This is a genomic window from Flavobacterium ardleyense (assembly GCF_042686085.1).
GTDB lineage: Bacteria > Bacteroidota > Bacteroidia > Flavobacteriales > Flavobacteriaceae > Flavobacterium > Flavobacterium ardleyense.
The window spans coordinates 132839-148021 of the sequence record NZ_JBHUOL010000012.1; the positions used below are offsets into that span (position 1 = coordinate 132839).

7 protein-coding genes are annotated in these 15183 nt (G+C 33.4%); 4 read left to right on the forward strand and 3 right to left on the reverse strand.

Translation table 11 applies throughout. From position 1 onward, the window contains the following. A complete protein-coding gene (locus ACFSX9_RS06335; protein ID WP_379805793.1) occupies positions 1 to 1113 on the reverse strand; it encodes an NAD(P)/FAD-dependent oxidoreductase in 1113 nt (370 codons plus the stop codon). Between the two features lie 265 nt (positions 1114 to 1378). Here ACFSX9_RS06335 and ACFSX9_RS06340 point away from each other — a divergent pair, with 265 nt between their 5' ends. The 3 genes from ACFSX9_RS06340 to ACFSX9_RS06350 all read left to right on the forward strand — a co-directional run bounded on the left by ACFSX9_RS06340 (position 1379) and on the right by ACFSX9_RS06350 (position 10865). Further along, positions 1379 to 8713 (forward strand): T9SS type B sorting domain-containing protein, encoded by a 7335-nt coding sequence (locus ACFSX9_RS06340; RefSeq protein ID WP_379805795.1) that lies wholly within the window; start codon positions 1379 to 1381, stop codon positions 8711 to 8713. 18 nt (positions 8714 to 8731) lie between these two features. Then, on the forward strand, positions 8732 to 10132 hold the full coding sequence (locus ACFSX9_RS06345; protein WP_379805797.1) for a TlpA family protein disulfide reductase: 1401 nt from the start codon (positions 8732 to 8734) through the stop codon (positions 10130 to 10132). 109 nt (positions 10133 to 10241) lie between these two features. Continuing rightward, positions 10242 to 10865, forward strand: a complete 624-nt coding sequence (locus ACFSX9_RS06350) for a murein L,D-transpeptidase catalytic domain-containing protein (protein WP_379805799.1) — start codon at positions 10242 to 10244, stop codon at positions 10863 to 10865. An 18-nt stretch (positions 10866 to 10883) separates the two neighbouring features. On the opposite strand, the gene ACFSX9_RS06355 is transcribed toward ACFSX9_RS06350, so the two are convergent. Together ACFSX9_RS06355 and ACFSX9_RS06360 are read right to left on the reverse strand one after the other, a co-directional pair. After that, on the reverse strand, positions 10884 to 11585 hold the full coding sequence (locus tag ACFSX9_RS06355) for a DedA family protein (protein WP_379805801.1): 702 nt from the start codon (positions 11583 to 11585) through the stop codon (positions 10884 to 10886). Position 11586: 1 nt separating this feature from the next. Next, the gene (locus ACFSX9_RS06360; RefSeq protein WP_379805803.1) at positions 11587 to 12849 is read right to left on the reverse strand and encodes a dicarboxylate/amino acid:cation symporter; all 1263 of its coding nucleotides are present in this window, start codon (positions 12847 to 12849) and stop codon (positions 11587 to 11589) included. Between the two features lie 85 nt (positions 12850 to 12934). Here ACFSX9_RS06360 and ACFSX9_RS06365 point away from each other — a divergent pair, with 85 nt between their 5' ends. Next, positions 12935 to 14848, forward strand: coding sequence for a S9 family peptidase (locus ACFSX9_RS06365; RefSeq protein ID WP_379805805.1), 1914 nt, complete (start codon positions 12935 to 12937; stop codon positions 14846 to 14848). Positions 14849 to 15183 lie beyond the last annotated feature (335 nt).

Here is a 15183-nt window from a genome sequence, read left to right on the forward strand (position 1 = left end):
TTATACTAAATCTGCTAATTCTTGTCCGACTATACTTCCTATTGCCACGCCCATTCCGCCTAATCTCACGCCGCAATAGACGTGATTAGAAAGTTGTTCTATAATGGGGTTTTTATGATTTCCTACGCCCATTGTGCCACTCCATCGGTGTTCAATTTCAAAATCTTGGTTTGGCAAAATTACAGTTTTTAATAATTCTTCCAATCGGTTTTGAATTAATGTTGACGTATCGTGTGAAGTAGTAGTTTCAGCTTCAAAATCTAAATTTCGAGCACCGCCTAAAAGAATACGATCGTTAATATTTCGGAAATAGTAATAGCCTTGATCTAAGTGAAAAGTTCCTTTAATATCTAGATTCGGAATTGGTTTTGTAAGCAGCACTTGCGCTCTTGCCGGTTGCACTTGATTATTAGTTAATTTCGAAGCAAAACCATTGGTAGTAAATAAAAGTTTGTTGGTTTTAAAAGTAATTCCATTAGCAATCACCTCAACATTTGTACTTCCTTCCTGATAGCTCGTAACGGTTTGACTGTTTAAAATTAAAATATCGTTTTCGTGCGCTTTTTTCAACAACGCTTGCATCATATTTCCGGTATCGATTTGGGCTTCAAACGGATTGAAAATAAGATATTCGAAAATATTTCCAAAGTTAAAACGATCTACTTCTTTCGAAAAGACATCCGTTTTAAAAAGCGGCTTGATGATTTCGTTAATGAATGGGATTTTCTGAAGACATTTTTCATAAAGCGCTTCGTCTTCTTTTAGAAATAATTCGTAACCACCGAAGGGCTTAAAATCTAACACCTGATCTCCTACATTTTTTCGAAGCAATTGCAAACCTGCGTAGCGTTTTTGAATTAGCTGTAGAACTTCTTCTTCGGTATGGTTTTTTAAATCATCTACTATTTCTGAAATGCTACCAAAACAAGCAAATCCAGCGTTTTTTGTGCTGGCTCCTTGGGGCAAAATCCCTTTCTCGAGAATTAGAATTTTAGCTTTTGGAAAACGTTCGCGAAGCGCCAAAGCGGTATGTAACCCAACTATTCCACTTCCTACAATAGTGAAGTCTACATTCGTAAACCAATTTTTTAACTCCCAATAACTAAGTTGCATTGCTCTTCTTTTTTAACCGAGTAAAAGTAATAATTTGTTTTATATATTGCTCCTCACAAAGTATTTTAAAATGAATTTTCGTAATAAATTTATACTGCAAAATATTATATTATATTTGCGGGATTAGAAAGCAAAAGCGAACTTTAAAACGCTTAATTTCTAGTATTAAACTAGTTAAAACCTTATTACTAAACATCAGTTAGACGACTTCATAGTGTATAAACTATTGTGTTGTCAATTGCTTTTTATTACAAAAACTTCTGATATGAAGAAAATTACTCTTTTAATTCTATCGTTTTTATCATTTCATTTTATGAATGGTCAAACGCCAACTGTAACTATTACAGATCATAATAACAATATAGAAAATGCGCTGATTGATTGTACATACGATTTTGTTCCGCCGCAAAAAATTCAATTAACCGCTACTTTTCCTATTTTAGAAACGACAACTGACTACACTTCGTCTGCTGTTGCGTACAATATTACCGGAAATTTAGCTGATGGAAATCCAATTGCAATAAACGCAGATGATGTTTGGAGCGCTACGGTTCCTGTAGGTTTCGTGTTCTGTTTTTACGGAAATTCATACAGTACATTTAATGTTTCTGACAACGGAATTGTTCGTTTTGGTTACAATCTAGCAACTCCAGAAGGTTCATTTTCTTCTATTGGAAATACAACTCCAAGTCCTTCCCTTATTAGAAATGCGATTTTTGGTGGTTTTCACGATTATATCGTTGCTCCTGTAGGTTTTGGTTGTACAACAGATTGTGGAACAATTACGTCTTACACAATAGGAACTGCTCCTTTTAGAAAAACCATAATTAATTTTAATGGTGTAAACTACTTTAACTGTACAGGACTAGATGCTCAAAAAGCATATTTTCAAATAATTTTATCGGAAACAACGAACGAAATTGAAGTTAATGTTCAAGAAAAACCTTTGCCTTGCTTGGGTAATATTAGTGCCAATGGAAATGGAAATTCATTAATTGGATTAAATAATGCAACTGGAACTTTAGGAGTGGCTCCAGCCGGAAGAAATACGTCTGAATTTGCGGTTACTAATGAATCTTATAAATTCACTCCTTCGGGTGCTTCTGCAACAACTATCGTTTGGACGGATCAATTTGGAGTTTCATTAGGAAGCAGTAATCCCATTGAGGTTATTCCGCCACAAGCGAATACGTTTTATACAGCTACAGTAACTTATAACACTTGTGTGTCGAAAAAAATTGCAGGTGTTTTCAATGTAACTTACGATTCGAGTTTTCCATTATCACTAAATATAATTGATAATGTTTGTGATGTTGCAGCTCCGTTTCCCAATCAAATTCATGATGTTACTGCTTTAGTTGCTCCAATTGTGGGTGAAACAATTACTTTTCACAATTCACAATTAGAAGCCTACAACAATGTCAATGCGCTTCCAAACATGGATGTTTATAATTTGACCGCTGCAACTACCGTTTTTTATTATAGACGAACGCTAGGAACGTGCTATTCTACAGCAAAAGTTACTATTAATTTATACCAAACGCCAGATTTAAATGACGTTACCATTAATTATTGCGATGCAGGAAATGACGGTGTAGAAAATAACATCAATTTAAGTTCATTAACCAGTCAGATTACGGGTTTTAATAGTGCTTGGATGACGGCGACTTATTTTCAAAATGCAGCTAATGCTGTTGCAAATGTGAATCCGGTAACGTCAATAAATTTAACGGATACTCCTGGCTTTTACGATGTTTATGTGCGAATTCGTAATACTGCAAGTGCGCAGTGTTTTGATATTATTAAAGTGCGACTTCAATTGTTGCAAAATTTAGTTTTAAATCCACCAACGGCTAGTTGTATTGTTGATACGAATTTTGATTTTCAAGAATTATTCGACTTAACTTCTATTGCTGTGACGGCTTCAACAGGTCCAGCAAATCCTTCCGACTTAACGCTAAGTTATTACACGTCATTAGCGAATGCTACAAATCAGACTAATCCAATTTTAAATCCTAATTTTCACAATGTGATTATTCCTTCGGGACAACCGGATATTACAGTCTATATTGTTGCTAATGCAAATGGCTATTGCCGAGGAATTATACCTGTTGTCTTAACTTTTTGCGTGGCAGAAGGTGGAGATGGCGGAGGCGGTGGTGGCGGAGGCGGTGGTTTTGGCGGCCTTGGCGCATGTTTAGAAGTCGGAGATGTTATTCCTACTTTTGATTTGAATATTGTGTACGCCAATGTAATGAATGCAATTCCGGTTGCTCCAGTTCCTACTCCTGTTGGATTTTATACCACTTTATTAGGTGCGCAAACGCAAGATGTTTTAGTCGAACTATCGTTGGCTGAAATAAGCGCATTTACACCGGTTGCTCCGTTTTCTGAAATTTGGGTTAGCTTTACCGATGTGAATGGAATTGTGGGAATTAAAAGAATAATTGTTCCTTTAAAATTCAAAAAACATGAAATTAAAGCTATTGAAATTTGTGATGTTTATAATGACAATATAGAATTTATAGATTTACAAAACAGTCCAGTTCCCGTTTCATACTTACAACAAATACGAAATGAAAATCCAGGAGAATTAGTGACTGCTTACGCTTCAATGCCAGATTATTTATCGAACAGCAACCCTATTACCACAATTACAGTTACTGGAACAACGACTGTTTATGTAAAAGTATCTTCTTATGGTTGCGATAGTGATTACACTTTAAATTTTAGCTTGAAATCATTTGACATAAAAACACCGATTGTTACTAAAGTTTGTGATATCGATTCTGATGGAACAGAAATTTTCGACCTAAACATTTTACTACCAACAGTAGATGTTACAGGTTATACAACTCCTATTTTATCTATACACAATACACTTAATGACGCTTACACAGGCTTAAATCCAATCTCCAATCCGAATTTATTTACAGTAAATGCTGCTTCGATTGTTTTTGTAAGAATAGTAGAGTCAGCAGTTTTACCTCCAAATACACCAATTGTTTGTCCTGCAATTCAGGAATTTCAGTTTGGCTTTTACGATTCTGTAAATGTAAATAACATTGGACTTCAAGAATACTGCGATTTAGACAATGACAATCAAGTAGTTTTAGGGAATTTGAATGCATTAGTAACTTCCATTGTAATCGAAGATCCGCTTCAACCTATTGTTAAAAAACTATATTCTACTCTTTTAGCGGCTCAGAATAGTGATGCCGTTTTTGAAATACTTCCAGACTGGGATTTATTCACTTACGACACAACTATCTTTGGAACAACTGGTTTTATCTACCTGCAATTAACCAATACCGTTACAAATTGCACCCGAATTGTACCTATTGAGATTGAAATTAAGAGCTTGCCTTTAACAGTAAATACTACGGTAAATTATTGTGACTTTGAAAACGACAACAATGAAACAGTTGCTGATTTTCAAGTTTTCAATTCCCAAATAATTACCCTTAATTCTGTTTTATATAACTTCCAGTATTTCGGTTCAATGGCAGACGCAACTGCAGGAACACCACAATTACCAGCAGGATATAATATTCAGGATGGAACAATTATTTATGTTAGTATTCAAAGTGGTTTAGTAGCGGGTTGTTCTAGCGTTTATCCTATTGAAATTAATTTTAATGATGCGCCTGTTATTACTAACATTGCTCCTATTGTTTGCGATAATTTAGGAAATGGGTCCGAAACTATAAATTTATTTAGTTACCAAAGTCAATTAGTCGGTTCAATAACTGGATTAACTTTCCAGTATTATAATAATCTTACCGATTTACAGAATGGCTTAAACATGCTATCAAATGCTAATGTAAGCAATTACAATGCTGTTTTTGATGATTCAAACAACGCGCCGGTAGTTTATGTAAAAGTAATTAACAATGCAACCCAATGTTTTTCTATCGCGACGATTTCACTTCAAAGAAATGTGGTGATTGATGCTTTCGATACCACACAATTTAGTTGTGATATTTCTACAACCAATCAACTTCAAGCTGTTTTTGATTTAGAATCTTCTATTCTTCGAGTTGGCACAAATGGGATGATCGCGAATCCTGCTGCTTATATAATTTCATTCCATATTTCGAATGCAAATGCCATTAGTAATACTTCACCAATAGTAAACACTACGAATTATGCCGTTGTGGCAAATCAAACAACAAACATCTACGTTCGCTTTCAGGATCTAATTACTGGTTGTTACACCGTGAAAATTCTTGAACTACAAATCTATAATTTACCTAAATTTGTTAACAGCGTTTTTGATATTTGTGACGAGAATTTAGACGGAATTTATATTTTAGATTTAACCGTTTTAAATGGAACTGTTGTGGAAAACACCGCACCTTTTACCTTTGAATATTTTAATTCGGAAGCAGATGGTTTAGCCGGAATTAATGCGATTGTTGATTTTGCAAATTACACTATTCCATTAGCTGATTTTCCTAAAACTATTTATGTAAAAGGAACGAATGCTAATAATTGTAGTAAGGTAAAAGGTGTAATTATAAGAATTAAACCTTCAATTCCACTATTAGTTTCTAGTGTAGATTTAATTGAATGCGATGCTGATAATAACGGTTTAGAATTCTTCAATTTAACTCAAGCGAATGCTCAGTTAACCAATGCAACTGGTGTTAGTTTCTCTTATTTTGAAACGTTGGAAAATATGCAAAACAATGTTAGTCCAATTACGACAGCATCAAATTATCAAAACAACACTACTAATTTAATCTATGTTCGTTTAACGAAAGATTCTAATTACTGCGATACTTATGGAACAATTAATCTAATTCCTTTTTATGAAGATTATGTTTTTCCAACACTTACTAACTTTTGCGACAACAACGCAAACGGCACTGAAACAATTGATTTAGAGGAAACGGTTTATACGATATTAAACACGTATGCACCAACTTCAATAAGTTTGGAGTTTTACAACTCAAATGCCGATGCAATTGCTGGAATAAATACTATTTCTCCATTATACAACTTTACAAATTTTACAATTCCAATTTTTGTAAAAATTACGAACAACGCGACTAGCTGTTCTATTATAAAACAATTAAATTATAATTTTTATAGTCCGATTGTTCTAACTTCTTATGCTGCGAAAATTTGCGATTTAGACAGAAATGATACAGAAGTAATAGATTTGTCTTCTTACTTTAATGCATTGAATTCAAACTTTTCTACTTATACAATTACTTCTTATTTGTCTGAAAATGGTGCTGAAAACGAAATAGCGTCGGAACTAATTTCAAACACTAATTATACTCAATTAGTAGCGAATCAAACGTATTGGATTCGCTTTCAAGATGCAGCAGGATGTTATTCTGTGACTTCAATTGCCATCGAAATTGTTGCTTATCCAGATCCATTGACCAATCCAACAAAAATTGAATTATGTGATGTAAATGGAGCAAACGATTTAAGTGAAATTTTCGATATTACATTAAACGAGAACTACATTAGAAACGGAAATACATCTTGGACCATCACTTATCACAGTACAGAAAGTGAAGCTTTAAATGGCAATAACCTAATTGCTAATGCAACAGCTTTTAATTCACCATCAACAAGTGTCTGGATACGAGTTGTGGCAACACCTGTAAGTTCTCTGACAAGTTGTGCTGTTGTAATTGAACAAGAATTAGAGGTAATTCCTTTACCAATACCAAATTTGACACCGCAGAAAATAGTTTTGTGCGATGACAATTTAACTGGCGACTTACAAGAAGAATTTGATATTTCTCAAAACATCACTTACATTAGAAATGGTGATAACGCTGCAATTGTGTCTTATCATACAACTCAAAATGATGCACAAAACGGAACAAATCCAATAGTAAATACCACTTCTTATTTAACTGGAACAACTAGCGTTTGGATTCGTGTACAATCAAATACTTCAACGACTTTAACTACATGCGCAGTTGTTGTAGAGCAACAATTAGAAGTAGTGCCAAAACCATATAATTTGGTTCTTACTTTACCAACATTGATAAAATGTGACGATGTAAATTCAGGGAATTTAACCGAGAATTTTGATTTGAGTACCAATTCCAATTTGCTTTTAAATGGAAATACTACTTATCAATTAACTTATCATGCAACTCCTGAAAATGCAGCGTCCGGACTACAGCCTATTTTGAATTTTACTGCTTATGAAACGGCAAGTGCTACAATTTACATTAGAGTAATTGCTTTGCCTGCAAATGCTTTAACGTCTTGTGCGGTTGTAGTGGAACAAAAAATTATTGTAAATCCTTTACCTAACACAAGCCCAGTTGCATCTTATTTAAGTTGTATTATTAATGCCACTGGCCAAGCTTCTTTTGATTTATCAACCAAAACAGCAGAAGTATTAAACGGTCAAAATCCAAGTTTTTTTACCGTAAATTATCATCTTACGGAAGTAGATGCCAAACAAGTATCGAATGCTATTGCTTCGCCTTATTTAAGTACTAATACCACGATTTGGGCTAGCATTAAAAACAATCAAACTAATTGTGTTGCTACCGTATCGTTTTTATTAGTCACCGAAAATACTCCGTTTGCAAATCAACCAAATCCATTGGTTCTATGTGATGAAGACGGAATAAATGACGGTTACAATTCGTTTGATTTAAGTTTATTGATTCCTGAAATTTTAGGTGTTCAAAATGGAAATTCAAACATTTCAATAGCGTTTTACGAATCTTATGATTTATTACTTGTTGATGAACCAATTGCAACTATTTCAAATTATGAAAATTTAACTAGTCCACAAACGCTGTATGTAAAAGTGATCGATGAATCGACACAAAACAAATGTATGGTTACTACTAGCTTTGAAATAAGAGTTGATTTATTACCCGAACCAACGCCTCAAGATGGTTTTATTTGTACTGATCCCGTAACTAATGAATTGCTTTCAACCTTTATTATTGATTCTGGATTAAGCAGTACATCATATTCATTTGAATGGTATAATAACACCACATTGCTCCCAAATGAAACCGGAAGCACGCTTGAAGTTTCGCAAGGAGGCGACTATTTTGTTGTTGCAACAGATCTCTTAACAAATTGCGTTTCAGAGCCAAAAGCAAGTACAGTAATTGTTTCACAACCCGCTTTAGCAACGGTTAGAGTTGAATATTCTTTTCAAAACAACATAAAAATAATTGTAAATACTTTCGGAAACGGATCTTATGTTTACCAATTAGATAATGGCGAAATACAAAGCACTAACGTATTTCAAAATGTTGCACCAGGAATTCACGAAATCACTGTTTATGACTTAAATGGATGTGATTCTGTTAAATTAGAAGCAGTTGTTTTCGATTATGACAAATACTTTACACCTAATGGAGATGGTTATAACGACACTTGGCATATTAGAGGAATTGAAGGACAACCAGAAGCGAAAGTGTACATCTATGACCGTTATGGAAAACTATTAAAACAATTGATTTCTGGCGGTGCTGGATGGGATGGAAAATACAACAGCCGAGACTTACCGTCAACTGATTATTGGTTTACCGTTTTTTATAAAGAAAATGGCGAAAACAAAGAATTTAAATCTCATTTTAGTTTAAAACGATAATATAACTCAATTAGCAACATGATTGCAAAGTATGTATTCTTATTTCTGTTCTTGACGATTAGTATTTTTGGTCAGAAGAATTCTGAAACCATCACTTTAATTTTTAAAAAGAGTAATTATCTTTTTGAGGAAACTAATGGTCCGAAACTAATGAATCCGTCGATAAGTTATACTGAATTTAACAGTTATGAAACTGTATATCTTTCTCCAGCTAACAAAAAGGAGAACGACACTATTCATATTGAATTAAAATCGAATAAAATTTTCTTAATTCATAATTGGTCAGCACTTAATAAAAGTTCGCGATTAATTTTAGAAAAAGGTGATATTGTTGAAATTGATTATGAAAAAGAATTCCCGTTTTTTAAAATCAATAATAGAATTACCAAAAGATTAGATGTGAATTTAGAAAGTGATTTAAACTTGTCTTTTCCGATCGCGGATTTTCTATTTTATCTAAACAATAAAAGAAGTCGTACTTCAAAAGAGGAAAAAGAATATAAAACAGTTCTGAAAAATTATGCTAATGATTTCGCTAATAAATTGAACCCTTTGGTAGAAAAAGATGAGATTTCTAAAGAAACATTTGACAATCAAGCGAGTTATGTAAAGTATTATTTTTTAAACACCGATAAAGAAACCGATTTTAGTAAGTATAAAAATGACTTAAAAAATGAAGATTTAATTTGGTTAAAATCGTACCGTTATTTCTTAGAGTTATACGTGAAAAATGAATTTAAGAGCAATAAAACTAGAACTGGAGATGTTGAGCTGGAGCCGCATGACGATGAAAATACCTTTTTAAAAATCGAAAAATCTGATTTGTTTTCTGCTCGCGCTAAAGAATATCTGTTGTATATTTATTTGAATAAACTTTCAACTTCTCAAAAGCTAACGCATTATATTTCAATTTTTAAAAAACACAGTACAAATAATAAAATGATTGAAGGTTTTGAAAGTTCATTTTTAGCGGCTCACGAACTATTAAAAAAAGTCGCCGAAGAAGTTGTTTTATTTGACGAAAACAAACAACAAACTACATTATCAGAACTATTAAAAGCCAATAAAGGAAAAGTAATCTATATCGATTTTTGGGCGAGTTGGTGCGCTCCGTGTCGTGCTTCATTTCCTGATTCCAAAAAATTAAAAAAAGAATTCGACGAGGTTATCTTTTTATACTTATCAATAGATACTAATTTTGAATCCTGGAAAGCAACACATAAAAAGGAGGAATTATCTGCAAATAGTTACTTCATACTAAATACCAAAACCGCAGATTATTTAAAGAAATTAGCTATCGATTCAATTCCGAGATATTTGTTGCTTGACCAAAATGGGACAATTGTAAATCAAAATGCATCTGGACCTTCTTCTGACAAAACAGCGATTGTATTAAAGAAATTACTCAAAAGCAATTAACTAATTTCAAAAATATTTCTTTTCTAAAAATAGTTAGCTATTCAGACTAAAATATCGTCAAGCAAAATAAATCACTAGTTTTTGAGTTTGACTACTATAACACTTTCAAATGAAACACTTCTTACTATCTACTTTCTTTCTTTTTATAAACTGTCAAAATAATGATGGCTTCAAGTTGTTCTCGGATACTTCAGAAGTTGAAGTAAAAGCTAAAAACTACATTGCAACCCATCAAGAAGCTTTAAACTTTTGCGAAAAAGAAGGCTTTAATAGCGACTATTATTTTTTAGTAGATCTAAGCGTGCATTCTGGTAAAAACCGTTTTTTCATCTATGATTTTAATTCTAAAAAGATTACAGATAAAAAACTTGTTACCCATGGAAGTTGCGATAAATTTGAAGACAATGATACTAAATGGGAAAAAGTGAAATTTAGCAACAAAAATGATAGTCACTGTTCATCAAAAGGGAAATACAAAATTGGCAAAAGAGATTATAGCAGCTGGGGAATAAATGTAAAATATTGGATGCACGGTTTAGAACCTTCAAACAAAAGTGCCGTTGACCGCGTTGTTGTACTTCATTCGTGGACAGCTGTTAAAGACAAAGAAATTTATCCTAAATACTCGCCTTTAAGTTGGGGTTGCCCAGCCGTTTCTGATGAATTCATGAAGGTTTTGGATGAAAAACTACAAGCAACTGAAAAACCAGTATTGCTTTGGATTATAGAGTAACCAGTTTCTTCGCTAAGATTATTCTTCCGTTTCTTCCACTTTTGCGGTTTTCTTTCTAGATTTAATAGCTTTCATCACTAAAGGAAAAGAGGTAATTAAAATTAAAATTATAATGATTTTCTCGATGTGTTTCTTTAAATCAATATCAAATTCAGATAAGAAAAAGCCGTACAAATAATGGCCTGCAAAAACTAAAAGGAACGACCAAAGTATTGAACTTAATACGTTATAGAACATAAACTTCCCTTTTGGCATGTGAACAATCCCTGCAATAATCGGAACGAATGTTCTAACGATTGGTAAGAATCTTGCGAAGATGATTGCGATTCCTCCGTGTTTTTCGAAGAACGCTTGAGATTCGTATAAATACTTCTTTTTAAACCAGAAACTATCTTGTTTATCGTATAAAAACTGACCACTCTTCGAACCAAACCAATAACCGAAAATATTCCCTAACGTTGCTGCTGCAGCTATTAACAAGGCTAAAACAGTAACATTTGATAAATCACTTGGTATAATGAAAAAAGTTTCTACTAATTCCCTGCTGTAGATTCCTGAAAGAAATAACAAACTATCACCTGGTAAAAAGAAACCTGCAAACAGTCCTGTTTCTGCAAAAACGATGAATAACACCATATAAATTCCAATAGGCACACCGCCCACTTCCATAGTAATATAGAATTCAGGATTGAAGAGTTTGGTCCAATGGAAATCGTTCATATTATGCTAATTTATTTACTGATTTTGCTACAACCATTGAAACGGCAGCGTCTCCGGTAACATTGACAGTAGTTCTACACATATCTAAAGGTCTATCGATGGCAAAAATTAATGCTAATCCTGCTTCTGGAATTCCCGCTTGTGCTAATACAATTACTAACATTACCATTCCGGCTCCAGGAACGGCTGCACTTCCGATTGAAGCTAAAGTTGCCGTAACTATAATTCCTAATTGAACGCCTAACGATAAATCCATACCAAAAGCCTGTGCAATAAAGACAGCAGCTACTGCTTGATATAAACTCGTTCCATCCATATTTATTGTAGCACCAATGGGTAAAACAAAACTCGCAACCTCATCATCAACACCTAAATTATCAACAACTCGTTCCATTGTAACAGGTAAAGTTGCTGCACTTGAACTTGTTGAAAAAGCTAACAATTGAGCTGGTGAAATACCTTTAAGAAAAAACGAAGCACTTTTTCTTGCTAACACTTTTACTAACAATAAATAAAAGCCAATCATTATGGCAAGTCCTAATAGAACTGTTAGCCCATACATTCCAAGCGCTTTGAATAAATCTAAACTTGGCGATTCGGCAACGATGGCAGCTAATAACGCAAATACTCCAAACGGAGAAAAAAGCATTATCAAATCGATCATTTTTAATATAATTTCATTAAAACTATCAAAAAAGTCTTTCACAGGTTTTGATTGCGCTTCCGGAAGTAAAATCATCGCAATTCCGAAAATAATCGCAAAGAAAATCACTTGCAACATATTTCCATTATCACTTGCTGCTTTGAAAATATTATCTGGAACAATATCTACTAAGGATTGAAGTGGCCCAACTTGTCTTTGAACTGCGGCCGCTTTAATTTTTGAATTGGCATCCGACGTATAATTGGAGACTAATTCAGTTCTGGTTTGTTCCGAAATATAACTTCCAGGTTTGATTATATTCACAATTGCTAATCCAATCGAAACTGCTAAAATGGTGGTCATAACATATAATCCGATAGTTCTTCCTCCCATTTGCGATAATTTCGAAATATCTTTAAGGTCAGAAATTCCTTTAATTAGCGAACCTAAAATCAGTGGAACTGCAATTAACTTTAATAGATTAATAAAAATGGTTCCAAATGGTTTTACCCAATCAACGATAACGTCTTTTCCCCATGCAAATTGAATTAATATAAAAGCAAATAAGACTCCGGTTACCATTCCAAGTAATATTTGCCAGTGTAATGCGAGTTTTTTCATTGTTTCATTTTCATTTAAGATTGTGAAAATAGGCATATTTTTTTTAAATAGTCTTATATTTAGCCACGATTTAAAAATATTAACTATGAAAAAATTTATTTTATTCATTTTCAGCATCTTAAGTATGAGCACATTAGCGCAGCAAAATCTTACGCCGGAAATGCTTTGGCAATTAGGAAGGGTTTCTCCTTTGGGAATTTCAAAAGACGGAAAGCTTTTGATCTACAAAGTTGGTACGCCAGATATGGCCGAAAACAAAATAAAATCCAAGTTTTACACCATTCCTGTGCAAGGTGGAACGGCTTCTGAAATTGAAGATTATGCTTCGCTTTTAGCAGATAAGAACGTTTCGTCGAATGGAAAATTAAAATTAATATCGCAGGAAGTAAAAGTGGAAAAAATATTAGGAACTGATATTTATCCGGAATTAGACAAAACAACTGCTCAAGTTTATAATGGCTTAGATTATCGCCATTGGGATACTTGGAATGAAGGTTCGCACAATCATGTTTTTATAGAAACTATTGGTGCTCCGAATATGAAAGTTATCGCTCCTTATGATATTATGCCAAACGAACCTTATGATTCGCCACAAAAACCTTTTGGTGGTGATGAAGATTATATTTGGTCGCCTGATGGTTCAAAAGTCATTTATGTAAGTAAGAAAAAAGCAGGAACTGCTTATGCTACTTCAACAAATACAGATTTATATGAATATGATGTAGCTGCAAAAACAACTAAAAACCTTACCGAAGGAAATTTAGGATACGATTTAGCACCACAATTTTCGCCAAGCGGTGATTTGACTTGGTTGCAAATGAAGCGTGATGGTTATGAAGCTGATAAAAATGATATTATCGTTCGTCATAAAGGTGTTGACCTTAATTTAACGGCGAATTGGGATGGAACAGTTGATGCTTTCACTTGGTCAGCAGATGGCAAAAAAGTTTATTTTGTAGCACCAATTAAAGGTACGAAACAACTTTTTGAAGTAAATTTCCCTGGTTTGACAAGAATCGCAGTTCGTGTTACGCAATTAACAGATGGTGATTTCGACGTGAATTCAATCGTTGGATTTGTGGGAACTAGTGTTTTACTCACTAGAAATGACCACAATCATGCACCAGAAGTATATTCGTATGATTTAAAGAAGAAATCATGGAAACAAATTACGAAAGTAAATGACGCGATGTATAGTAATATCGCTATGACTAAATCAGAAAAACGTTGGGTTACTACAACAGACGGAAAACAAATGTTGGTTTGGGTAGTTTTACCTCCAAATTTTGATAAAACCAAGAAATATCCAACACTTTTATATTGCCAAGGTGGACCACAAAGTGCTTTAACCCAATTTTATTCTTTCCGATGGAATTTACAATTAATGGCTTCTCAAGGTTATATTATTGTAGCACCAAACAGAAGAGGAATGCCAGGACATGGTGTGGAATGGAATGAAAAAATTAGTGGTGACTGGGGCGGACAGGTTATGGATGATTATTTATCAGCTATTGATGATGTTGCTAAAGAATCTTATGTTGACAAAACTCGTTTAGGTGCAATTGGCGCAAGTTATGGTGGTTATTCCGTATTTTATTTAGCGGGAATTCACCAAAATCGTTTCAAAACATTTATTTCGCACTGTGGTGTTTTCAATACCCAAAGTATGTACGGAACAACTGAAGAAGTCTTCTTTTCGAATTGGGATTCAGGTGGAGCATATTGGGAAAAAGACAATGCAATTGCACAAAAAACATACAATGAATTCAATCCAATTAATAATGTAAACAATTGGAACACTCCGATTTTAATTATTCAAGGTGGTAAAGATTTCCGTGTGCCAATTGGACAAGGACAAGAAGCTTTTCAAGCTGCGCAATTAAAAGGAATTAAAAGTAAATTCGTATTGTTTCCAGACGAAAATCACTGGGTTTTAAAACCGCATAATGCAATGGCTTGGCAAAAAGAATTTTTTGGTTGGTTGAAAGAAACGCTTTAGCAACAACAATTGTAATTTCAAAAATCAATGGTGTTGCTGGAAAAAAGAATCTGAAATACAAAAGGGGAAAAAATTTAATTTCTTAATAAGTATAAAATATACCTAAAAGAACCACTTCTTAATGAAGTGGTTCTTTGTTTATAAATGAGAAAAGAGTTGAGAAATAATTTAAATTAGACATGAAATTTTTCTGAGAACTAAAACGACGAATAATTGAACATCTAAAGAGCTCATTGCCATCTTGTTTTACTTTTACGCACACATAATTACGCTTTCTCGTATTATTTTTTTAGTTGAGACTAAAAAAATATTTATTAATCATCTTTTTTTTATAA